This window comes from Photobacterium sp. Hal280 (assembly GCF_037162255.1).
GTDB lineage: Bacteria > Pseudomonadota > Gammaproteobacteria > Enterobacterales > Vibrionaceae > Photobacterium.
Genome location: NZ_JARLUO010000005.1, coordinates 984740 through 1007828, shown reverse-complemented (window position 1 = coordinate 1007828; position 23089 = coordinate 984740). Strand labels below are relative to the sequence as shown.

The 23089-nt window shown below is 49.5% G+C and carries 19 protein-coding genes; 9 read left to right on the top strand and 10 right to left on the bottom strand.

Annotated features, from left to right (window positions below; translation table 11 throughout):
• Positions 1 to 6: 6 nt before the first annotated feature.
• Positions 7 to 1653, bottom strand: a complete 1647-nt coding sequence (gene pgm, locus P4S53_RS14095) for a phosphoglucomutase (alpha-D-glucose-1,6-bisphosphate-dependent) (protein ID WP_337113133.1) — start codon at positions 1651 to 1653, stop codon at positions 7 to 9.
• 41 nt (positions 1654 to 1694) lie between these two features.
• A complete protein-coding gene (gene seqA, locus P4S53_RS14090; protein WP_337113132.1) occupies positions 1695 to 2237 on the bottom strand; it encodes a replication initiation negative regulator SeqA in 543 nt (180 codons plus the stop codon).
• 101 nt (positions 2238 to 2338) lie between these two features.
• Here seqA and P4S53_RS14085 point away from each other — a divergent pair, with 101 nt between their 5' ends.
• The 3 genes from P4S53_RS14085 (at position 2339) to fldA (ending at position 4143) form a co-directional block, all read left to right on the top strand.
• Entirely contained in the window at positions 2339 to 3118 is a 780-nt protein-coding gene (locus tag P4S53_RS14085; RefSeq protein ID WP_337113131.1) for an alpha/beta fold hydrolase, read from the top strand.
• 65 nt (positions 3119 to 3183) lie between these two features.
• On the top strand, positions 3184 to 3405 hold the full coding sequence (locus P4S53_RS14080) for a DUF2788 domain-containing protein (RefSeq protein WP_027252641.1): 222 nt from the start codon (positions 3184 to 3186) through the stop codon (positions 3403 to 3405).
• A gap of 210 nt (positions 3406 to 3615) precedes the next feature.
• On the top strand, positions 3616 to 4143 hold the full coding sequence (gene fldA / locus P4S53_RS14075; protein WP_192014839.1) for a flavodoxin FldA: 528 nt from the start codon (positions 3616 to 3618) through the stop codon (positions 4141 to 4143).
• A 43-nt stretch (positions 4144 to 4186) separates the two neighbouring features.
• Here fldA and P4S53_RS14070 read toward each other — a convergent pair whose 3' ends face one another.
• On the bottom strand, positions 4187 to 4702 hold the full coding sequence (locus P4S53_RS14070; protein WP_337113130.1) for a DUF4442 domain-containing protein: 516 nt from the start codon (positions 4700 to 4702) through the stop codon (positions 4187 to 4189).
• A 202-nt stretch (positions 4703 to 4904) separates the two neighbouring features.
• Between P4S53_RS14070 and fur the strand changes: the two genes are divergently transcribed.
• The gene (gene fur / locus P4S53_RS14065) at positions 4905 to 5354 is read left to right on the top strand and encodes a ferric iron uptake transcriptional regulator (RefSeq protein WP_337113129.1); all 450 of its coding nucleotides are present in this window, start codon (positions 4905 to 4907) and stop codon (positions 5352 to 5354) included.
• Positions 5355 to 5430: 76 nt separating this feature from the next.
• Here the strand turns inward: fur and glnS are convergent, their stop codons facing one another.
• Together glnS and nagE are read right to left on the bottom strand one after the other, a co-directional pair.
• A complete protein-coding gene (glnS, locus tag P4S53_RS14060; RefSeq protein WP_337113128.1) occupies positions 5431 to 7095 on the bottom strand; it encodes a glutamine--tRNA ligase in 1665 nt (554 codons plus the stop codon).
• 167 nt (positions 7096 to 7262) lie between these two features.
• Positions 7263 to 8753: an N-acetylglucosamine-specific PTS transporter subunit IIBC gene (gene nagE / locus P4S53_RS14055; protein WP_337113127.1), complete on the bottom strand. Its 1491-nt coding sequence runs from the start codon at positions 8751 to 8753 to the stop codon at positions 7263 to 7265.
• Positions 8754 to 9008: 255 nt separating this feature from the next.
• Between nagE and nagB the strand changes: the two genes are divergently transcribed.
• From nagB to asnB, 5 genes are all read left to right on the top strand, one after another.
• Positions 9009 to 9809, top strand: a complete 801-nt coding sequence (gene nagB, locus P4S53_RS14050) for a glucosamine-6-phosphate deaminase (protein ID WP_337113126.1) — start codon at positions 9009 to 9011, stop codon at positions 9807 to 9809.
• A gap of 16 nt (positions 9810 to 9825) precedes the next feature.
• A complete protein-coding gene (gene nagA / locus P4S53_RS14045; RefSeq protein WP_337113125.1) occupies positions 9826 to 10962 on the top strand; it encodes an N-acetylglucosamine-6-phosphate deacetylase in 1137 nt (378 codons plus the stop codon).
• Positions 10963 to 10964: 2 nt separating this feature from the next.
• Entirely contained in the window at positions 10965 to 12179 is a 1215-nt protein-coding gene (gene nagC / locus P4S53_RS14040) for a DNA-binding transcriptional regulator NagC (protein WP_337113124.1), read from the top strand.
• A gap of 154 nt (positions 12180 to 12333) precedes the next feature.
• Complete coding sequence (locus tag P4S53_RS14035) at positions 12334 to 13920, top strand: cation:proton antiporter family protein (protein ID WP_337114491.1); 1587 nt, start codon at positions 12334 to 12336, stop codon at positions 13918 to 13920.
• Positions 13921 to 14194: 274 nt separating this feature from the next.
• Entirely contained in the window at positions 14195 to 15880 is a 1686-nt protein-coding gene (gene asnB / locus P4S53_RS14030; protein ID WP_337113123.1) for an asparagine synthase B, read from the top strand.
• A 308-nt stretch (positions 15881 to 16188) separates the two neighbouring features.
• On the opposite strand, the gene gnd is transcribed toward asnB, so the two are convergent.
• From gnd to hemH, 5 genes are all read right to left on the bottom strand, one after another.
• Positions 16189 to 17637 (bottom strand): decarboxylating NADP(+)-dependent phosphogluconate dehydrogenase, encoded by a 1449-nt coding sequence (gnd, locus tag P4S53_RS14025; RefSeq protein ID WP_337113122.1) that lies wholly within the window; start codon positions 17635 to 17637, stop codon positions 16189 to 16191.
• A gap of 4 nt (positions 17638 to 17641) precedes the next feature.
• Positions 17642 to 18367: a 6-phosphogluconolactonase gene (gene pgl, locus P4S53_RS14020; RefSeq protein ID WP_337113121.1), complete on the bottom strand. Its 726-nt coding sequence runs from the start codon at positions 18365 to 18367 to the stop codon at positions 17642 to 17644.
• 2 nt (positions 18368 to 18369) lie between these two features.
• On the bottom strand, positions 18370 to 19869 hold the full coding sequence (zwf, locus tag P4S53_RS14015) for a glucose-6-phosphate dehydrogenase (protein WP_337113120.1): 1500 nt from the start codon (positions 19867 to 19869) through the stop codon (positions 18370 to 18372).
• A gap of 651 nt (positions 19870 to 20520) precedes the next feature.
• On the bottom strand, positions 20521 to 21822 hold the full coding sequence (locus P4S53_RS14010; RefSeq protein WP_337113119.1) for an inosine/guanosine kinase: 1302 nt from the start codon (positions 21820 to 21822) through the stop codon (positions 20521 to 20523).
• A 121-nt stretch (positions 21823 to 21943) separates the two neighbouring features.
• Positions 21944 to 22912, bottom strand: a complete 969-nt coding sequence (gene hemH, locus P4S53_RS14005) for a ferrochelatase (RefSeq protein ID WP_337114490.1) — start codon at positions 22910 to 22912, stop codon at positions 21944 to 21946.
• Positions 22913 to 23089 lie beyond the last annotated feature (177 nt).

The following is a 23089-nucleotide window of genomic DNA, read 5'->3' as shown; positions in this document are numbered from 1 at the left end:
TACGGCTTACAGACCAGCGTTTGAAAAGACGTCACTGACAATCTTCTGCGCTTCATCTTCTATCTGGCGAAGATGTGCGTCACCTTTGAAGCTTTCACAGTAGATCTTGTAAATCTCTTCAGTACCTGAAGGTCGCGCCGTAAACCAACCATTCTCAGTGGTAATTTTCAACCCACCGATTGCAGCACCATTGCCTGGCGCATGGGTCAGACGGGCAGTAATGGTATCACCAGCCAATGTGTCAGCCTGCACCATTTCAGGAGACAGTTTGGTCAACACGGCTTTTTGTGCGCTGTTTGCCACAGCCTGCAATCGGCTGTAACGGCACTCACCATGCTTTTCGGTTAAGGTCTGGTAATACTGCTGCGGGTTCATACCTGTCACCGCAGTGATTTCTGCCGCTAACAGGCAGAGCAAAATACCGTCTTTATCGGTTGACCAGGGTGTACCGTCCTTTCGCAGAAAGGATGCACCCGCACTTTCTTCACCGCCAAAGCCAAGCTCACCACTGTACAGGCCATCAACAAACCACTTGAAACCCACAGGCACTTCACACAGCTCACGTCCCAGATCAGCCACAACGCGGTCAATGATCGCACTGGAAACCAGTGTTTTGCCCACGGCTACTTTGTCATTCCACTCAGGACGATGACGATACAAATAGTCGATGCACACCGCAAGGAAATGGTTTGGATTCATCAGGCCGGCCGGCGTCACAATACCGTGGCGGTCAAAATCAGGGTCATTACCAAAAGCCAGATCATAACTGTCTTTATGCGCCAGCAAGCCAGCCATGGCATAAGGTGACGAGCAATCCATCCGCACCACGCCGTCTTTGTCCAGGCTCATAAAGCGGAACGCCGGATCCACAGACTCATCGACCAGAGTTAAGTCCAGGTTATAGTGGCGCCCTATCTCGCGCCAGTATGCAATCCCGGATCCGCCCAATGGATCGACGGCCAGCTTCAGCTTAGCTTTTTGAATCGCAGCCATGTCGATGACATTTACAAGATCAGCCACATAGGGCTTGACTAAATCCTGCTCCGTCACAAAGTGACTGGACAAGGCCTCAGAAACGCTCACCCGCTTCACTGACGCTAAGCCTTCGGCAATCAACTGGTTGGCCCGGTTTTCAATGGCTGTGGTAATGGCCCCTTCAGCCGGCCCACCATGAGGCGGATTATATTTAATGCCACCATCCTGCGGAGGATTATGTGAAGGCGTAATCACAATGCCGTCGGCCTTCTCAGCATGACAGAGGTTAAATGTCAGAATGGCATGAGAAATACCCGGCGTGGGTGTGTAACCCTGCTCCGCCTGCAGTACCACATTCACGTCATTGGCCACCAGCACTTGCAGAGCAGAAAGCAACGCCGGTTCAGACAAGGCGTGCGTATCTTTCCCTAAAAACAGAGGTCCGGTAACACCTTGCTCGCGGCGAACATCAGCAACAGCCTGAGCGATTGCCCAGATATGATGTTGATTGAAGGTTCCCTTATCGGCACAGCCACGATGGCCAGAGGTGCCGAACGCAACACGCTGGGCAACATTGGAGGCATCGGGTTCAATCAGAAAATAATTGGCCACAAGAGCCGGAATGTTATGCATGTCTTCTTGCCGGGCTTGCTGCCCGGCACGAGGATGGATCGCCATCAACATATCCTTGTACGTCAATAAAGCCGCATCAGCGACAGTTAAATTTCACCGCAAACTTTTTCTACAATATCTTGTGTGAACTGCATTTTTTGCATCAGCTGTTCAATCATCTGACGTTTACGGTCGGTATTGGTATTGGTGATCACCCAAAAAGGCGTTTCAGGAATGGCTTTCGGTTTAGTCGTCTTGCCGCTGTTCAACAGTTTTTCTTCGCTGTCAGCAAAATAAATGCGGGTTCGACCTTTAATCGCCGTCGCATCGGTGAAAGCCTGAGGATCGATACGATAGAGCGTAGACAGCACCAGCATAAAGCGGCCAATGGCTCTTTCCTGACCAGCAAACTCATCAGAAATCAGCAGCGAGCGCATGGCTTTGACCCTGTCTTCCGACTGTGGCAAATTGCCTGCATCCTTGCTAACCACAATACCTTGCGCAGCTTTAGGGCGTGCTGGCATGACAGGTTGACTATTGGCGTCCTCCAGCAATAAACGGCGCAGAATATCTGACGCGCTTTCACCAATGTGCTGGGTCTGGCTGGCAATATAACGATACAGCTCTTCGTCTACCTCAATAGTTTTCATCGTAGTGTTCATTATCGTTCCGTTAAAAAATCACCGTGAGATTATAACGTGAAGCGAAGGTATACTCTACGGCAAAGCGTTAACAACAAGAGAAATAGTCAGTGAATCTTCATTATCAAATCCAGGGTCAAGGCCAGACGGTCGTCCTTATTCATGGCTTATTCGGCAGTGCGGACAACCTCGGTCTGCTGGCAAGAACACTCAAGGAACACTATCAAGTCATCAGTCTTGATCTGCGTAACCACGGTCGCTCCCCGCATAGTGAGCACTTCACTTATTCAGACATGGCGCAAGATGTGATTGATGTGATCAATCAACTCGAGATCCAAACGTTCAGTGTGATCGGTCATTCCATGGGCGGTAAAGTGGCAATGGCCATGACCGAACTGGCTGGAGAGCGGATCGAAAACCTGATTGTGCTCGACATGGCACCTGTGGCTTATCAGGTCCATCGTCACCAAAATGTGTTCGCCGGTCTTAAAGCGGTCAGCAACCAGACGGTCACCAGCCGAAAAGAGGCAGAACAGTATTTATCGCAGCATGTGGAGGAACCCGGTGTGCGCCAGTTCCTGCTCAAGTCTCTGTATAAAGAGCAAGAATCTTTCCTGTGGCGGTTCAATGTCGATGCACTCATTAGCAACTACAGTACCATCATGGGCTGGTCAGCTGTGTCGCCCTTTCCTGGCCGCACTTTGTTCATTAAAGGTCAGGATTCAGAATACATTCTGGCTGAGCACCGCGAACACATTGCCAGCCAGTTCCCGCGCGCCAAGGCCCACATGGTTGCCAATACCGGGCACTGGCTTCATGCCGAGAAACCCGACACGGTAAACCGTATCATTCTCAGTTTTTTAGAGAAGGATACACAGCCTAACAATTAACACGCACGACTCTCTGTGCTATAGTGCGCGCCGGATGCAAGTCTGATCTTGCGAAGGAGAAACAGATGTTATACGAGCACATGGACCTGCTGGAATCAGTCGGACTTGATTTATTGTTCGCGGCCATCTTCTTTTTCATTGGTATGGCGATCAAAGATGTCCTCAAGCAAGGCAATGTGCCTCCATTTGGTCGAAAAATCGTCTGGCTGGTCTTGTTTTTAGGGTGCTTTGGATTCATATCGAAAGGTGTGATTCAGATGACTATGGAAGGCGTGGGGATAGGATAATATCCGCTGGCGCCTGCCACCTGGCTCAGAAAGCGTAATGAGAAGCCTAATGATAAAGGTTTTTCTCCCCTAACTGACGCCACAGTCACCAACAAATGTTATTATCAGGCATACAGTCAGCGCTAGAATTAACTGGCGGCCTGTTCAATTTATGTATATCGCCAGCCTGTCCGCTGGCGGTCAACAACTAAAACACGGGTAATCTCTACTATGGCGAGTGTAGGACTCTTCTTTGGTAGCGACACTGGTAACACAGAAGCCGTCGCTAAAATGATCCAAAAGCAACTGGGTAAAAATCTGGTTGAAGTCAAAGACATTGCTAAGAGCAGCAAAGAAGACATTGAAAATTTCGACCTGTTACTGCTGGGTATCCCGACCTGGTATTACGGCGAAGCACAGTGCGATTGGGACGATTTCTTCCCTGAGCTGGAAGGGATTGATTTCGAAAACAAGCTGGTCGCTATTTTTGGCTGTGGTGATCAGGAAGATTACGCCGAATATTTCTGCGACGCCATGGGCACAGTGCGTGACATCGTTGAAGGCCGCGGCGCCATCATCGTTGGCCATTTCCCAACCGAAAGCTATGAGTTTGAAGCATCAAAAGCTTTGGTAGACGACGGACATTTTGTTGGCCTGTGTATCGATGAAGACCGTCAGCCTGAGTTGACTGACGAGCGCGTCGAGAAATGGGTTAAGCAAATTTACGAAGAAATGTGTCTGGCAGAATTGGCTGACTGATCTTACTGCTAGCTGTTAAAAACGCGCCGAGGCGCGTTTTTTATTACTCACGGACACACTCACCCGAACGGTTTTCACCTTCTTCAAGCTCCGCATTCCGGTACTGTGGTTTCTTGCGCACATAAAGCACACGCTTCACTTGGGCAACCACCTCACCTTTGCTATCAGAAACATTGACGACAAATTCAGGAAAATGTTTCTCGCCGCCGGCAGTGGAGCGTTTTATATCTTCAATACACTGATCTGAGATAGTGAACACCGCTTTCAGATCTGTCTGACCTGGCTTGAGAAAGTTCACTTCGGCCTGTTTATCCCAGACAAAATACTCTTTCCCGAGTATACCCATCAGCATCAAGGCATAAACTGGGTCGGTCAGTGAAAAAATACTGCCGCCATATTGAGTCCTGTTGGCATTCTTATTCCACCACCTCAACTTCAGGCAAATTTCCACATGCCGGAAATCTTCACTGATGTGCAGGATTCGAATGCCGGCCCCCCAGAAAGGTGGCCAGATATTGAGCGCAAATTTTACGATACCGGGCTTATAGAACTGATTCACACCTACACGTCCTTATGATCTGGTACGATGAGCATAGTATGCCTTTTTAACATTTATATCAGGCGAATAAAAGTCACAACTTTCCTAGACCCGTTAAGCATTAAGGTTTATTGTTGTGCTGTCGTCACTTATAATGAACAGATATGAGAAAGACTACCGTAACCTTCCATTTTCCTGTTACGGCTAGCCAAAGGAAACTCGAATGTCAGATAACAACCAAGCACTTAAACAAGCAGGATTAAAAGTCACACTTCCGCGTCTGAAAATTTTGGAAGTCCTTCAGGATCCTGAGTGCCAACATATCAGTGCCGAAGATTTGTACAAAAAGCTGATCGATATTGGTGAAGAGATCGGCTTGGCCACTGTTTACCGAGTGCTAAACCAATTTGATGATGCCGGGATTGTCACCCGACACCATTTTGAAGGTGGTAAGTCGGTATTCGAACTGTCTACCCAACATCACCACGATCATCTGGTTTGTCTGGATTGTGGTAAAGTTATTGAATTCTCTGACGATATCATTGAAGATCGTCAGAAGCAGGTTGCCGAACGTTACAACATTCGTCTGACCAACCACAGCCTTTATCTGTACGGTCACTGCACTGCCGGTGATTGTAATAAAGATGAAAGCCTGCACAACGACAATAAATAATTACGCTTACATCGATAAAAAAACCAGCCGAGTGGCTGGTTTTTTTATCTCAGGCTGCAATCACCGTCTGAGTCTATCAGTCTGCAATTTTTGCCCACGAATCACGCAGACCCACAGTTCGGTTGAACACTAAGTGCTCAGCCGATGAATCTTTGTTATCCGCACAGAAATAACCCATACGTTCAAACTGGAAAGCTTGCTCAGGCGCAGCAGCTGCTGCCAGGCTCGGCTCAACAAAACCATTCATCACGATCAGTGAATCCGGGTTAATCGTCGATGCAAAGTCATCTGCTGCACCCGGGTTAGGTACAGTGAACAAACGATCATACAGGCGAATTTCAGCAGGCAGTGCCTGTTCTGCTGACACCCAGTGAATCACGCCTTTCACTTTACGGCCATCTTCAGGGTTTTTACCCAGTGTATCGGCATCATAGGTACAGAAAATAGTAGTAATCTTACCGTCGGCATCTTTCTCAACCCGCTCGGCTTTGATGACATACGCACCGCGTAAACGCACTTCTTTACCCAAGACTAAACGCTTGTACTTCTTGTTGCCTTCTTCACGGAAATCTTCACGCTCAATGTACAGCTCACGGCTGAATGGCACATCACGCTCGCCCATTTCAGGTTTATTCGGATGATTGCCCACTTTGAGAATTTCCGTATCGCCAAAGTTTTCGATCACGATTTTCACCGGATCCAGAACAGCCATGGCCCGAGGTGCATTCTCGTTCAAATCGTCACGGATACACGATTCCAGAGAGCTCATCTCAATGGTATTGTCCTGCTTGGTGACACCAATACGCTTACAGAACTCACGAATGGAAGCCGCCGTAAAGCCACGACGACGTAAGCCTGAAATTGTCGGCATGCGAGGATCATCCCAGCCTGAAACCAGCTGTTCAGTCACCAACTGGTTCAGCTTGCGCTTGGACATGACTGTATATTCCAGGTTCAGGCGGCTGAATTCATACTGACGCGGCTGACAGTCAATCGTGATGTTATCCAGCACCCAATCGTACAGACGACGGTTATCCTGGAATTCCAGGGTACACAGCGAGTGCGTAATGCCTTCCAGCGCATCAGAGATACAGTGAGTGAAATCGTACATCGGATAGATGCACCACTTGTCACCTGTCTGATGGTGAGTGGCAAAGCGTACGCGGTACAGCACAGGATCACGCATCACCATAAACGGTGATGCCATATCAATCTTGGCCCGAAGCGACATTTTGCCTTCTTCGACTTCGCCATTTTTCATTTTCTCGAACTGCGCCAGATTCTCGGCCACAGGACGGTCACGATACGGACTTGGTTTACCCGGCTCTGTCAGCGTACCGCGATACTCGCGCATTTCTTCTGGTGTGAGTTCATCAACATACGCCAGACCTTTGTTGATCAGTTCCAAAGCGTAGGCATACAGCTGATCGAAGTAGTTAGATGAGTAACAAATCTCACCGCTCCACTCAAAGCCCAGCCAGTTTACGTCTTTCTTAATCGACTCTACGTATTCGATGTCTTCTTTTTCTGGGTTTGTGTCATCAAAACGCAGATTACATTGTCCCTGGTAATCCTGAGCAATACCAAAGTTCAGGCAGATAGACTTCGCATGGCCGATATGCAGGTAACCATTCGGCTCAGGCGGAAAACGTGTGTGGACGCTGGTGTGCTTACCACTGGCTAAATCCGCATCAATGATCTGGCGGATAAAATTGCTTGGACGAGCTTCAGATTCACTCATCAATTACACCTCGTGCGCTAAAAGGATCTTCGAACCTGTTATGATCCACAAATACAGGTCATGACTCAACAATTAGTGTGTATTGAATCATGATTAGGGCAAAAAAAGCCGACCCTGACGGGCCGGCCTCACTTTCAGTTATCTTTCGCTATCAGATTAACTGTCGATTATGGCAGTTTGACTGCAGACAGGTCTTCTGATGCTGGAATTTTCTTCATCTCACCGGCAACAATCTCAGCCAGTGGACCCAGAATCACCTGCAGGTTATTTGAGCCTAATTTCACCACACCCATCGCACCCAGTGCTTTCAGTGTTTTCTCATCAGCAAGGCTGCTGTCTTTCAGCGTCAGGCGCAGACGAGTAATACAGGCATCAATATTTTCCAGGTTGCCGTGACCACCCAGAGCTTTCAGATATTGTTTTGCCAGTTCACCGGTTTCCTGAGAACCAGAAGCCAGTACTTCATCTGCATCAGCATCTTCACGACCCGGTGTTTTCAGGTTGAACTTCACAATCGCGAAACGGAAGATCGCATAGTAAATCGCGAAGAAAACCAGACCCTGAACAATCAGCATGTACCACTGGGTTGCCAGCGGGTTCTTCGATTGCAGTACCATGTCAACCAAGCCAGCAGAGAAACCGAAGCCGGAAATCCACTGCATGCTGGCTGCGATGTATACAGAGATACCGGTCAGAACGGCGTGAACCACATACAGTGCTGGCGCCAGGAACATGAAGGCAAATTCCAGCGGCTCAGTCACACCGGTGAAGAATGAAGCGAAAGCAGCGGCAATCATGATAGATGCGACTTTCTCTTTGTTCTCAGGTTTCGCGGTGTGGTACATCGCCAGTGCTGCACCAGGCAGACCGAACATCATGATAGGGAAGAAGCCACCCATGTAGATACCTGTCTGACCAGGGACTGCTACACCGTCAGCAATCGACTTGGCGCCGCCCAGGAAGTTTGGCAGATCGTTAATGCCCGCTACGTCGAACCAGAAGACTGAGTTCAGCGCGTGGTGCAGACCCACAGGAATTAACAGACGGTTAAAGAAGGCGTACAAACCCGCACCTACATCACCCAGGCCCTGAATGCCTTCACCGAAGTGAACCAGACCGCCATAGACGTGAGGCCAGATATACATCAGGACAAAGGCCAGGAAGATACCGGCAATGGATGTCAGGATAGGCACCAGACGTTTGCCGCTGAAGAAAGCCAGCGCCTTGTGCAGTTCAACGGTTGAGTAGCGGTTATACAGCTCAGCCGAGATGATACCGACCAGAATACCGACGAACTGGTTTTTGATTTTGCCGAATGCTGCAGGCACAAGGCTTGGATCAATGCCTTGAATTTGAGCTACGGCCGCTGGAGAACAAAGTGTGGTGACAACAAGAAAGCAAACGAAGCCTGACAGCGCTGCTGCACCGTCTTTATCTTTTGACATACCGTACGCGACACCGATAGCAAACAGTACAGCCATGTTGTCGATAATCGCGCCACCGGCTTTGATCAGGAAAGCTGCCAGTGCACTGTTGGCACCCCAGCCGTTCGGATCAATCCAGTAACCTATACCCATGAGTATTGCGGCGGCAGGCAACGTGGCGACCGGCACCATCAAAGCCTTACCTACTTTCTGAAAATATCCAAGAATATTCACCCTTAGTTCCCCCTATGGTTATCTTAGATGCGGTTGAGATAACTTATTTTAGCTACCCGATTAAGTAAGTTGCAGTGTATGCCTTTAATTTCGCCCCGCAAATTAAAACCTTATCATTTGTGATCCCAATCACCAGCATTTGGCGGGTTTGAGCGATTTTGCTAGCCCGGTCATAAAACTTATTTTATTATTCGAAAGAAAGGCGATATACCGCTAAAATTCTCAAGTATTCTTTTCTAGCAACGAGGTGTTACCGTGAGACTTATCCCACTGAACAACGCGAACGAAGTTGGTTTGTGGTCAGCACGCTATATTGTTGATCGTATTAACAAATTTAAACCAACCGCAGACCGTCCATTCGTACTCGGTCTGCCTACCGGCGGTACCCCTCTGACCACCTACAAGCGTCTGATCGAGCTTTATAATGCAGGCGAAGTAAGTTTCAAGCATGTGGTGACATTCAACATGGATGAGTACGTGGGTCTCTCTTCAGACCATCCGGAGTCCTACCGCAGCTTCATGTTTAACAACTTCTTTAACCATATTGATATTCAGGAAGAAAATATCAATCTGCTGAACGGTAACACGGACGATCACCAGGCAGAATGTAAGCGTTATGAAGATAAGATTAAATCATTTGGCAAGATCCATCTGTTTATGGGTGGCGTGGGCAACGACGGGCACATTGCATTTAATGAACCGGCTTCATCACTGGCCTCCCGTACCCGCATCAAAACCCTGACCGAAGATACCCGTATCGCCAATTCCCGATTCTTTGATGGTGATATCACACAAGTGCCTAAATACGCGCTGACGATTGGAGTTGGTACGCTGCTGGACGCAGAAGAAGTGATGATTCTGGTGACCGGCCATAACAAAGCCCAGGCATTGGAAGCTGCTGTAGAGGGTTGTGTCAACCATCTGTGGACTGTCTCTGCGCTGCAATTGCATCCGAAGTCACTGATTGTTTGCGATGCCCCTGCCACACAGGAACTGAAAGTGAAAACCGTTCGCTATTTCCAGGAACTGGAAGCAGAAAACATCAAACACCTTTAACCGATAGGAAGTGTTCATGTACGCGCTGACCAACTGCCGCATTTTTACAGGTAGCGATGTGCTGAATAACCACGCTGTTATTATTGACAGAGTGAACATTCACGCTGTATGTCCTGAGGCAGAGCTACCTGCTGATATGCCCACTCAGGATCTTGACGGAGCAAACCTGACTCCTGGCTTCATCGACCTTCAGTTAAATGGCTGTGGTGGAGTGATGTTTAATGACGAAATCACTGCTGACACCATACAGACCATGCATCTGGCAAACCTGAAATCAGGTTGTACGAGTTTTTTGCCCACGCTCATCACCTCTTCTGATGAGGATATGAAAGCTGCGATAGCTGCAGCGCGTGATTACGAAAAGCACTACCAAAACCAGTCTCTGGGTTTGCACCTGGAAGGGCCGTACCTGAATGTCATGAAAAAAGGCATCCACAGTGTCGAGCATATCCGCCGTTCAGATGAGGCCATGATCACGACGCTTTGCGAGAATGCAGACATCATCACTAAGGTAACTCTGGCGCCGGAGCAAACTCCGGCAGAGCATATTGAGCGTCTGGCACAAGCAGGTATTGTGGTGTCCGCAGGACACACCAATGCAACCTATGCTGAAGCACGCAAAGGATTTGCGGCCGGCGTGACCTTTGCCACTCACCTGTTCAATGCCATGACCCCCATTGCTGGCCGTGAACCTGGCATGGTGGGCGCCATCTATGATACCCCTGAGGTATACACAGGCATCATCGCTGATGGCTTTCATGTTGACTATGCCAATATTCGTATAGCCCACAGAATTAAAAAGGAAAAATTAATTCTGGTTACGGATGCAACAGCACCGGCAGGAGCAGACATAGATCACTTTATTTTTGTCGGTAAGAAAGTATATTACCGCGATGGCAAGTGTGTGGATGAAAATGGCACACTCGGCGGTTCAGCCCTGACGATGATTGAAGCTGTTCAAAACAGTGTTGAACATGTAGGTATTGCCCTGGACGAAGCGATTCGCATGGCCACCCTGTACCCTGCCCGTGCCATAGGTATGGATAAGACACTGGGGGCTATCAAAAAAGGCATGGTGGCTAACCTGGCAATTTTTGATCGTGATTTCCGTGTCCGGGCGACAGTGGTTAACGGTAAATACGAGCAAACATAACTATGAATGGCGGACAAATCGGTAATGTCGACCTGGTAAAACAGCTGAACAGTGCAGCAGTTTACCGGCTCATTGACTTGCAAGGCCCAATTTCTCGCATACAAGTGGCAGACGTCAGTCAATTAGCCCCGGCCAGCGTGACCAAAATAACCCGCCAATTGCTGGAACGCGGCCTCATTAAAGAGGTCGCACAGCAGGCTTCAACCGGTGGCCGGAGAGCCATCTCGCTGACAACAGAAGCAGCTCCCTTTCACTCTGTCGCCGTCCGTCTGGGTCGCGATTATATCGAACTGACCCTGTACGATTTAAGCGGTAAAAGCCTGGCTGGCACAGCCCATCACTTTCCCTACTCGAATCAACAAGAACTGGTTGATGGCTTGCTTGAGCATATCAGGCAGTTTATCGGTGCCAATCAGACCATTCTGAGAGAGCTGATTGCATTCGGCATTACCCTTCCAGGCCTGATTGATCCGGAAAAAGGCATTGTCGAGTACATGCCCAACATCTCGGTCGACTCTCTGCCGCTGGCAGATATCATTACTGATAAATATGGCGTTTCCTGCTTTGTCGGTAACGATATCCGTGGACTGGCCTTGGCTGAGCATTATTTTGGCGCCAGTCAGGACTGCCGGGATTCGATTCTGGTCAGTGTCCACCGTGGGACAGGAGCCGGCATAATCGTCAATGGTCAGGTATTTCTCGGTTATAACCGCAACGTCGGCGAAATCGGCCATATCCAGATTGACCCGCTCGGTGATAAGTGCCAATGCGGTAACTTTGGCTGCCTGGAAACCGTAGCCGCCGATCCTGCGATTATTCGCCATGTGAAAGCACTCCTGGCGCAAGGTTACCCAAGCAGCCTGCAAAAACTCGAAGATGTCACTATGCCTGCCATTTGCGAAGCTGCGAATCAGGGTGATGAACTGGCGACCCAGGCCCTGGTCAAAGTGGGCTACCAGTTAGGGAAAGCGCTGGCCATGACAATTAACCTGTTCAATCCGCAAAAAATTGTTGTGGCAGGGAATATCACCTTAGCCAAGGACATTGTTTTTCCTGCGATTCGCAGATGCGTTGAAACCCAATCGCTGTCAACCTTCCACCAGTCACTGCCTATCGTTGAGTCTCAACTCTATACGCAGCCAACGATTGGTGCGTTTTCCATGATCAAGCGAGCCATGCTCAATGGCGTTCTACTGCAGCGCCTGCTGGAAGATTAACTCTGCGCCGGGAAGCCCTTCCCGGCCGACCTCTCAAAAACCCTGTTTTTTGTAGGGCATGTATCGCCACAGACATGCCCTGTGCTATATTCCCCATCAATGCAACTCATTGAAATAAAGACGCTTAACAATAGTCTGGAAATCACATGTCATGATGGATCTGGTTTACATTATCGCCGCGTTTCTCGCAGGCTATCTGGCATTACGTGCCAAACTCCCGCCACTGGTTGGGTTTTTATTAGCCGGTTTTACTTTGAATTCATTCGGTTATGCCTCAACGCCTGTTATTGATACACTTGCTGATCTGGGTGTCACCCTGCTGCTATTTTGTATCGGACTTAAGCTCGATATCAGAACCCTGTTACAAAAAGAAGTCTGGGCCGGCGCCACAATACATAACCTACTCACGACCCTCCTCTTTACACTGGCACTGTTCGGTTTAAAGCAGCTCGGCTTAGGGATCTTTAGTGAGCTTGAACTGGCGCAACTCGCCTTGCTGGGCTTTGCCCTCTCTTTTTCCAGTACGGTATTTGCCATCAAAGCGCTGCAGGAAAAAGGCGAACTGAACGCTACCTATGGCACTATCGCCATCGGTATTCTCGTCATGCAGGATATTTTCGCGGTGATATTTCTTACGGCATCAACCGGAAAGCTACCAGAGATCACCGCACTGGCCTTGTTCGCATTACCCCTGCTGCGCCCCTCTTTGTTTAAGATTATGGATAAAGCCGGTCATGGTGAAATGCTGGTGCTGTACGGCATTTTCCTGGCACTTGTCGCCGGGGCCGGTTTATTCACTTTTGTGGGGATGAAGGCCGATCTCGGCGCACTGATCATCGGCATGATGCTGGCGGCTCATCCCAAGTCCTCTGAGCTGTCCAAATCACTGTTTAACCTCAAAGAGCTGCTGCTGGTTTTCTTCTTCCTCAACATTGGTCTGGCTGAGCCTGCCACATGGACAGGCTTCTGGCTCGCTGTTCTGCTGCTGGCATTGTTACCGCTGAAAGGATTACTTTACTACCTGGTTTTCCACGGCTTCCATTTTCGGGTACGCACTTCACTGCTCGGCACCTTAACGCTCTTTAACTACAGCGAATTCGGACTGATTGTTGCAGGTCTCGCCTACAGTCTGGGTTGGTTACCGGGAGATTTTCTTGTTGCGATTGCTATTGCCGTGTCGCTCTCTTTTCTGTTATCAGCACCGCTCAACAGCTTTAGTCATCGGATCTATATGGAAAGTACCCGCTGGCTCAAGGAGTTTGAGCCGGACAAGCTCAACAGCAATGACAGGCTGATTGACTTAGGCAATAAACAGATTCTTATCCTGGGCATGGGCCGTATTGGTACCGGGGCTTATGAAGAAATGATCCGCCGCTTTGGTCCGCAAGTCGTCGGCATTGAAAACCGGGAGGAATCCGTGGAAGAGCATGCCAAAGAAGGCCGCCACGTTATTCTCGGTGATGCCACCGACCCAGACTTCTGGGCCAGAGTGGTCTCTCGCCATCAGACGCGGCTCATCTTACTGGCCATGCCGCACAGCCAGGCGAATGCATTCGCGCTCGAGCAAATCAGGCAACTGGGCTATAAAGGCAAGATTGCCGCTATCGCCCGCTATGAAGACGAAGAAGCAACCTTGAGGGAATTGGGCGTCGATGCGGCTTTCAATATCTATCGTGAAGCTGGCAACGGTTTTGCTCGCCATGTCTGCGAGTCGGTTACAACCGACATCAAATCCTTTTAATTGACACCGGGTTACTGCACGGCAGCGAAAGTTGCCGTTCAGTATTTGGGCCAAAAACCTGCTGATTTAAGATTTCATTCGGTTAAAATCGATTTTATTAGAAAATATTCACCAAAGATGACTTTTTCACATTGATATGGGATTTTTGGTTGCTTTTGTTTGTTGAATACGCAATTTTAACAATCAGAACGAAACAAAAGCGCAGGGATAAAACAATAAACCCTTTCTGAATCGCTTTGTTTCCCAAGATTAACTTTATGTTGGAGTAGTCAGTATGTGCTCAGTATTCGGGATTTTAGATATAAAAAGTGACCCATCTGCCCTGCGCGAAACCGCATTGGCAATGTCAAAGAAAATGCGTCACCGTGGTCCGGACTGGTCAGGGATCTATTCATCAGACAAGGCCATTCTTGTTCATGAGCGTCTGGCCATTGTTGATTTGAACAGCGGCGAGCAGCCACTGTACAACACAGACAAAACCCATGTACTGGCCGTCAATGGCGAAATCTATAACCACAAAGACTTACGTGCTGAACTGGCTGCCGACTATCCGTTCCAGACCGAATCTGACTGCGAAATTATTCTGGCGCTTTACAAAGAAAAAGGTCCTGAATTACTCGACTACCTGAACGGCATCTTCGGTTTTATTCTGTATGACGAAGCGCAGGATGCTTACCTGATTGGTCGTGATCACATTGGCATCATCCCGCTGTATCAGGGCTATGATGAACACGGCAACTACTATGTCGCATCAGAAATGAAAGCTTTGGTGCCCGTGTGTAAAACCATCAGCGAATTCCCTCCGGGTCATTACCTGTGGAGCAAAAAAGGCGAACCGGCTCAGGCTCCTGTCCGTTATTACAAACGTGACTGGATGGAGTATGACGCGGTACGCGATGCAGAAACAGACAAAGATAAACTGAAAAAAGCGCTGGAAAGCGCAGTGAAGCGCCAGCTGATGACCGACGTTCCTTACGGTGTTTTGCTGTCTGGCGGCCTGGATTCCTCGGTGATTTCAGCAATTACCAAGCAGTTTGCCTCTCGCCGTATTGAAGATGACGAGAAATCTGATGCCTGGTGGCCAACCCTGCACTCGTTTGCCGTTGGCCTGGAAGGCGCCCCGGATCTGAAAGCCGCGAAAAAAGTGGCTGATCACATCGGCACGGTACACCACGAGCTGACTTATACGGTTCAGGAAGGCCTGGATGCAATTCGTGATGTGATTTATCACATTGAGACCTACGATGTCACAACGATTCGCGCCTCCACACCTATGTATCTGATGTCACGTAAAATCCGTGCCATGGGTATCAAAATGGTCCTGTCTGGTGAAGGCGCGGATGAAGTCTTCGGGGGTTACCTGTATTTCCATAAAGCGCCAAACACGCAGGAATTCCATGAGGAGACTGTGCGTAAACTGCTGGCTCTGAATATGTTCGACTGTGCACGTGCCAACAAATCCATGGCAGCCTGGGGGATTGAAGCGCGTGTGCCATTCCTGGATAAAGAGTTCCTGGAAGTCGCCATGAGCATCAACCCGCAGGACAAGATGTGCGGCAACGGCAAAATGGAAAAACACATTATCCGTGAATGCTTTGGTGACATGCTGCCTGAATCTGTGGCATGGCGTCAGAAAGAGCAGTTCTCTGACGGTGTTGGTTACAACTGGATCGACACGCTGAAAGAAGTCGCCGCTGAAAAAGTGACGGATCAGCAGCTGGAAACTGCCCGTTTCCGCTTCCCTTACAACACACCAACCTCCAAAGAAGCTTACGTCTATCGTGAAATCTTTGAAGAGTTGTTCCCGCTGGAAGATGCCGCTAAATGTGTGCCGGGTGGTCCGTCTATCGCCTGCTCCAGTGCCAAAGCTATTGAATGGGATGAGAGCTTTAAGAACAGTGCTGACCCGTCCGGTCGTGCGGTGGCTGCCGTCCACAACGAAGCCTATCAGAAGGCTTAAAACCGAGCGTTACTCCATCCAAGAGCGCGTCCGCCTTTGCCTGCCTTATCTCCGCACGCAAAGGCAACAAAAAGGGGCCAGGAAGGCCCCTTTCCCCTTTTATCACCCGTATGACTCCCCCATCATCTCGGGCTGACCACACTTTATCTGCGCCAACCGAGCTCATCAGCAAACAGCAAGAAGTCCACTTGCATGGCGATCAGAAGTACAGGCAGTACATGCGTAATTTCTGGATAGCAGAAATGAAAAAAGGAGCCATAGGCTCCTTTCTGATTGCTGTCTGTGAACGACTTTGCAGCGCGCTACGATTATACGTCGTAGGTTGTGGAGGCCGTGTCGCCACCTGTACCCGTCCAGTTGGTGTGGAAATACTGGCCGCGTGGCTTGTCAGTACGCTCATAAGTGTGCGCACCAAAGTAGTCACGCTGCGCCTGAATCATATTTGCCGGCAGACGCGCAGTGGTGTAGCCATCCAGGAAGGTCAGTGCAGAGGTCAGACACGGCATTGGCAGACCAATTTCCAGTGACTTGGCTGCTACTTTACGCCATGCTTTCATGCCGTTTTCCAGGATTGCTTTGAAGTAAGGGTCTGAACCCAGGAACGCCAGTGAAGGGTCCGCTTCAAATGCATCACGAATATTACCCAGGAAAGCTGAACGAATGATACAGCCGCCGCGCCACATCAGAGCAACGTTACCGTAATTAAGGTTCCAGCCGTTGTCGTCAGACGCCTGACGCATCAGCATAAAGCCTTGTGCATAAGAGATAATCTTAGAGGCCAGCAGTGCCTGACGTACCGCTTCCAGCCACTCGGCTTTGTCGCCTTCAACGGCTTCTACGGTTTTGCCAAACAGCTTCTCTGCCTCTTCACGCTGACCTTTCAGCGAAGACAGGCAGCGGGCAAACACAGATTCAGTGATCAGTGTCAGTGGAATACCCATGTCCAGGGCGTTGATGCCTGTCCATTTACCCGTACCTTTCTGACCAGCCGAGTCCATGATTTTCTCAACCAGCGGCTCACCATCTTCATCACGGTAGGCCAGAATATCGGCAGTGATTTCGATCAGGTAGCTGTTCAGCTCAGTCTCATTCCAGTCACGGAACGCCTGTTCCATTTCTTCGTGGGTCATGCCCAGACCGGTTTTCATGAAGTGATACGCTTCGCTGATCAGCTGCATATCACCGTATTCAATCCCGTTGTGAACCATTTTTACAAAGTGACCGGCGCCTGACTCGCCAACCCAGTCACAGCAAGGCTCGCCCTGCTCAGTTTTCGCAGCAATCGCCTGGAAAATCGGCTTCACGAACGGCCATGCTTCAGCATCACCACCTGGCATAATAGACGGTCCGAAACGTGCGCCTTCTTCACCACCGGATACACCAGCACCGATGAAACGCAGACCTTGGTCTTTCAGGTAATCCACACGGCGGATGCTGTCTGGGTAGTTCGAGTTACCGCCATCAATAATGATGTCGCCTTTATCCAGCAGCGGGATCAGTTGCTCGATAAAGCTGTCAACCACATCACCGGCACGGACCATCAGCATGATTTTGCGAGGGGCTTCCAGTTTGTCGACCAGCTCCTGCAGGCTGTAAGCGCCCTGGATTTGAGTGCCTTTCGCCGGGCCATTCAGAAATTCGTCGACTTTGGCAGCTGTACGGTTATGCGCAACGACCTTAAAACCGTGGTCATCCATGTTCAGGATCAGGTTCTGGCCCATCACGGCAAGGCCGATTACACCAATATCACCTTTCATTTATTTATTCTCCAATCGCTAACTTACTGGCTGCTACTGCATCCAAATACCATTCGGTCTTACCCTGGCGAGCCTGAATTTTGGCAGCCGGATAAGGCAGGCTATCGGCTGGCTGAGAGTGGATTTCTGCCACAATCTCGGTTTTACCCGCGCCGATAACCAGATAAGAAATTCGTTTTGCCGCTTCCAGCAAACGGGCTGACTTACTGACACGTAACTGACCGCTTTGCGGATGAGGTGCCACCAGGCTTAAACCAGGTTCATCATAGTCCGTCTGCCCCGGGAAAAGAGACGCGGTATGACCATCATCGCCGACACCCAGTAAGATCCAGTCAAAAACAGGTAATCCATTCTCAGCCGGAATCACCGCAGCCATTTCTGCAGCGAAACGCTTGGCTTCGGCCTGAGGCTCATCTTCACCACGGATGCGGTGGATATTTTCTGCCGGGATCGCTACATGATCAAACAACAGAGCCTGAGCACAACCATAGTTACTTTCGGCATCATCCGGTGCAACACAACGCTCGTCGCCCCACCAGAAATGCAGATTCTGCCAGTTGACGCCTTCGGCATACGGCGCCTGGGCCAGGGCGGCAAACAACTGCTTCGGCGTGCTACCACCGGACAGCGAAATATGCACAGGCTTATCTTGCTGGCTGATGGCCATCATGTCGTCAGCCAGGCTCTTCACCACGGCTTGCGCATCAGCATGAATTTTAAGATCAGTCATCGTTATAACTCGCAATATTCGGTATCAGTCAGGTTTGAGCACGGGAAGCGCCACTGGCGATTATCTCTGGCCAGCAGTTCATCGGCTTCTTTCGGTCCCCAGGTACCACAAGCATAACCAAACAGGGCATGCGGATCCTGATTGAATGACAGAATCGGCTGAACATAGCGCCAGCAAGCTTCAACCGCATCGCTGCGTGCAAACAGGGTTGAGTCACCGGCCATGGCATCGAGCAGCAAACGCTCGTAAGCTGTGAGCACATTGCTGTCAACCAGTTCGTCGTAACGGAAATCCATCGCCACTTCCTGGGTTTTGAATCCTGCACCCGGACGCTTCAGCGCGAAGTTCATCAAAATGCCTTCGTCAGGCTGGATACGCAGAACCAGCTTGTTATCGGGCGCATCTTTACCAAAGACAGGGTGCGGTGTTTTCTTGAAGTGAATCACCACTTCGGTGACGCGCGTTGGCAGGCGTTTACCGGTCCGGATGTAAAACGGTACACCGTTCCAACGCCAGTTGTTGATAAAGGCTTTCAGGCCAACATAGGTTTCGGTCCGGGAATCTTCCGCAACGCCCGGCTCTTCACGATAACCGGCAAGATCTTTACCGCGCAATTCAGAAGCTGTGTATTGCCCCAGAACCAGGTTCTTACGCAAGTCTTCTTCAGACAGCGGCTGCAGACTATTGAGCACTTTGGCCACTTCATCACGCATGACATTGCCGTTAATGGCCGATGGCGGCTCCATCGCAACCATGGCCAGGACCTGCAGCAAGTGGTTCTGCAGCATGTCGCGAACCGCACCTGCGTTTTCGTAATAGCCACCGCGCTCTTCCACACCCAGGAATTCCGCCGCGGTGATCTCGACGTAATCAATAAAGTTACGGTTCCACAATGGCTCAAACATACCGTTCGCAAAGCGGAAGACCAGCAGGTTCTGCACCGTTTCTTTGCCCAGATAGTGGTCAATACGGAAAATCTGGCTTTCTTTGAAATGCTTGTGCAGTTTCTTATCCAGTTCCTGAGCCGTTTCCAGATCGTAGCCAAACGGTTTTTCGATGATCAGCCGTTTCCAGCCGGTGCTTTCGTCATTCAAACCATGGGCTGCCAGGCTGGCCGGGATCACATCATATAAACTGGGGGGTGTGGCGAGATAGAATAGAGTGTTACGGGGAGCAGCAGACTGAGCGGCTTTTTCTTCCAGTCGCTGTTGCAACTTACCATAGTCATCACAATCTAATGTGTTGATGGCCTGATATCCAACATGCTGACAAAATGCAGCCAACTTCTCAGGATCCGTTTTCTCAGTTTTGACCAGAGAAGCCCGGACTTTTTCTCTGTATTCCTCATCACTGTTTGCAGTACGGCTGACGCCGAGGATAGAGAAATCAGAAGGTAGCATCTGATTCACATACAGATGATACAACGCTGGGATAAGCTTACGATACGTTAAATCGCCTGAGGCACCAAAAATAACAATATCGCTGTTTTCAGGTATGACCATGTTCTTTATCTTTCCCTAACAGGTATACAAGTTTGACGGGTCTAATTCCGGCAAAGCATAACATTCAGAACGACAATGTGCTGATGTCCTGGCCTCTTAATTTAATAGGTTAGACCTATCAAACTATGGAGTTCCCCAAGATGGAGCACACTATATCTGCATTTGTCACAAAGTTACATCCCGCTAATTCTATCAACTGACATAAAAACTGAAACATGAAGGCTGGATAAAATATCTCACTGTACGCTCATTTCCAGAACACCACCTTTGCTTTGTCGAATCTCTTGCGCTGAAATCACATGAAAAACGCAAAAAACACCGCGAAGTTGAGCGAAATTCAAAATCTGAATATTTTACCTTCTGAAAAAAAATCATGGGAAGCCGGTCAAGAACGCGCACTTTTTACGCCCCGTCTTTAGTTCAAAATCATCCACACCAGCCCGTTTTCATCACGACATGCTGAGTGCGTTATTTGGTGGGCTTTCTGAAAGTAATTAACAAAACCTATCAAACGAAATCGTTTGCCTGAAGGTCACTCTGGCTCTTAATCCGGATTCATATCGTTCTGACTCGCGCTGAAAAACAAAAAACCGCCAAAATGGCGGTTTTTTACAAACATGAAAGTCTCTGCTTTTCACCGGTATCGGACTGTCAACGCTCCCAATACGCCTCTTCCAGACTGTCTTCCCGCTCAGGTAATCCTCGCGACAACCGCGGAGAGTGCTGAGCCAGTACTTCGTAACTGACACGATTTGAATACAGGCAGATCTGAGAGAAAGATGAATAAGCCAGAAAATCGTAGCTGTGCTTGCTGGATTTTGGCACATTTTCTTTATGATAACGGTTCGCCGCCATATCATGCAGCAGCGCAGACAGTGCACCGTCTCCGGCACCATTGGTATTTTTAATGCGCTCCGGCCCGCCCATATAAGGGGCGATGTGCGAATAAACCCGAAGCGGCGTTTCGCAATCAGCTTTGGTCATCGGGCGGCTGAATTCGTAGCGGTTAAACTCAGGAATTTCACCAGGCAACAGCGGCAGACTGGTGGCTCGCTTCGTGCTCTCTTCCGTATAACCCGCTGTGTACAGACCGACAGGGCCGGCAGTACACAACACAAAATCCACCCAGTCCAATGCTTTATCAGAAGCCAGTAAAGGATCGGAAAATCCTGTCAGCGCTTCGGCTTCGTCTTCATTCATGGCGACGACCGTGACATGATCCCGCAGGAAATCGCGCCACCATTGCGGATCGTCTGCTATCACAAATTTAGTCCCCAATGTCAGTACAACCGGTACATCGTATTTCTTGGCATACTGAATGGCACGCATGGTGGCTTCCGGCATCGGATCGCCCTCTTTACAACGCACCAGATAGGCCGTCAGTACCAGCGCAGAGGCACGTTCAAAGATCGATTCCGGAATACTGTCCGGTTCCAGCTGATTCATCCGTCCTTCGTTGATGGCAAACGTCCGTTCACCATCCGGTGTAATCAGGGCAAAGCAGCGGCCGATCGGCCCGTCTACAGGCTGGAGATTATTCAGATCCATACGGCTGGAGGTATTCACCAGATACCGGTATGCATAGCTGCCAATCTGGATATCCTGGCTCATCACGCCCAGAAGCACCGATTTATCATCAGCCAGTACGGAATAATTGTGCAGCGTATTTCCGATTGTTCCACCCGCAAACTCATGACGAATCAGGTCTTTTTCTTTCAGTTCACGATAAAGCGCTTCTGCCGCCTCTTCGGCGATAACCAAAGAATGACCTTTGCTCAGCGCATAACGACTCAGAAACTCATCATCGACGCAGGCTTCAATGTCCACCAGCGTTTGGTCTATGCCGACAACATGCGTACGCTCAAGCGGTTTGCTGCTGGCCTGAGTCAGAAGCGGATCTCGGGCATGGACGGGAAAATAGTGTTTTGATTTACGTTGACCAGGAAATTTCATGATATCGCGCTGCCGGGTAGAAAAAACTTGCGGATGATATCACAAAATATAGTTCAGTGAAGAAATGGCTCGAACAATAAGTGCGAGCCAGATCATGGTATATGTGGAAGTTAAGAAAAGGTTACCAGCCTTGAGTATGCTGCCGGACCAGGGTTTCCATCATCGCAATATGGGCACTGTTATCGTTGAGGCAGGGGATCAGGTTAAAGGTTTCGCCACCTGCATCGATAAAGGCCTCTTTACAGCCTTCCGCTATCTCTTCGATGGTTTCCAGACAGTCGACTGAAAAAGCAGGGCAAATCACATCCAGCCGCTTCACCCCTTTTTGGGCCAATTCAATAATGGTTGGCTCGGTATAGGGCTTGAGCCATTCCTCGCGACCAAAAATCGACTGATAACTCATACTCATCTTCTCTCTTGGCATCGCCAGCGCTTCTGCCAGAAGTGCTGTTGTCTGGTTACAGTGCTCGGGATAGGGATCGCCCAGATCAGCGTAACGTTTTGGAATACCGTGGTACGAACACAGCAGGTAGTCAGGCTCTCCATGCTCGGCCCAGACATTAGTGACCGATTCAGCAAGCGCCGAAATATAGCCAGGGTGGTCCTGATAATGGTTGATAAACCTGAGCTCTGGCAGGTAATCCGTTTGTTGAAGGCTGCGCGCCACTTTGTCAAACACAGCAGCAGTAGTCGTGCGTGAATACTGTGGATAGAGCGGTAAGACAATCACCTTTCGACAACCCTGATCACTGAGCATCGACAAGGCTGACTGAATACTGGGGTTACCGTACGTCATCCCCAGTGCAACCGGTATGTTCAGCCTTGCCTCCAGCGCATCGCGCTGTCGCTGCGAATAGACCATCAGCGGCGAACCTTCCTCAAGCCAGATCGACTGATACAGTTTCGCAACCTTGGGAGAACGAATCGGAAGAATTGCCCCGTACAATGCCGGTCGCCATAGCCACTTAGACAGATCAACGACACGAGGGTCACTCAAAAATTCGCCCAGAAACCGCTTTACTGCCGCTGGGGTTGCTTCATCCGGTGTACCCAGATTGACCAAGAGTACGCCAATGCCTTTATTCTCCATCATCACCTGCAGTTCATCTCGTTATTCAATGACAACAATAGTGTACCACTAAGCAATTGATTTGCCCTTGGTATCACGGCCATTGGCATAAAAAAAGCGGAAGGCTGTTCACCTCCCGCTTTTTGACCATACAGTCTGTTAACCAGATTCGGTTAACCATATTGACTGTGGCACATC